The sequence below is a fragment of the Ideonella sp. P3_A4 genome, from assembly GCF_056403075.1.
In genome coordinates this window covers 1-649 of record NZ_JBFUGE010001321.1, presented here as the reverse complement: position 1 = coordinate 649, position 649 = coordinate 1, and the positions used below count along the sequence as shown (strand labels likewise).

The window sequence follows — 649 nt, the reverse complement described above, 5'->3', positions numbered from 1 at the left end:
GGCCTGTTTGCGCCAGCCGTGCACGATGTTGGCATTGATGCCATGCGACATCGCCACCTTGGCCACCGACGCGCCCGGCGCATCGCACTCGGCCCTGATCTGCGCCTTGAGCTCCCTGCTGTAGCGCTTCMGAGTCGCTGTCTTCTCGCTTGTCATCGTGTCCACTTATCTCGTACGTGGACACGATCGTTATCGCTGCGACCCCCTCATTCAAGACGGGTTCGCCGGACGCTTACCATTCAACCGCCTTGGTGTAGGCGTGGGAGAGGAGCTCGATCTCGCGATGTGCAGAGATCCTGCCACCCGTTGCCTTGCCCGTCTTGGGGTCTACCTTCTTCTTGCTGCGTGCATCCACGTACTGGTAGACCAGTTGCGGTCGGAAGGGAAGGAGCGGCATGGTTCCGAAGACTTCACGAATCTTCTTCAACTGGTTCTGGTTGCTGATCTGGCTCGCTGCAGCCTTCTTCGGAATGACCTCCAGCGCATAGCGGTCCAGCAGATCACCGATGGTCCTGACGTTGGCCTGATCACCGAGGCGGGCTGCCCAGACCTGGTAAGCCTCGTGCAGCTTTGAGCCAAGCCGAAACAGCTTCTTGTTGTCCCATAGATGCTCGAGGCCCGGAGGGACGCTGTAGTAGCGCTGTAGTAG

General features: G+C 59.6%; 1 protein-coding gene and 1 pseudogene. Both read right to left on the bottom strand.

Features of this window, described 5'->3' with window-relative positions:
• A partial coding sequence (locus AC1DYI_RS37795; protein ID WP_477209174.1) for a transposase occupies positions 1-156 on the bottom strand: 156 nt, incomplete at its 3' end.
• Positions 157-232: 76 nt separating this feature from the next.
• Positions 233-649: pseudogene (locus AC1DYI_RS37790) on the bottom strand (hypothetical protein); the annotation flags it as partial.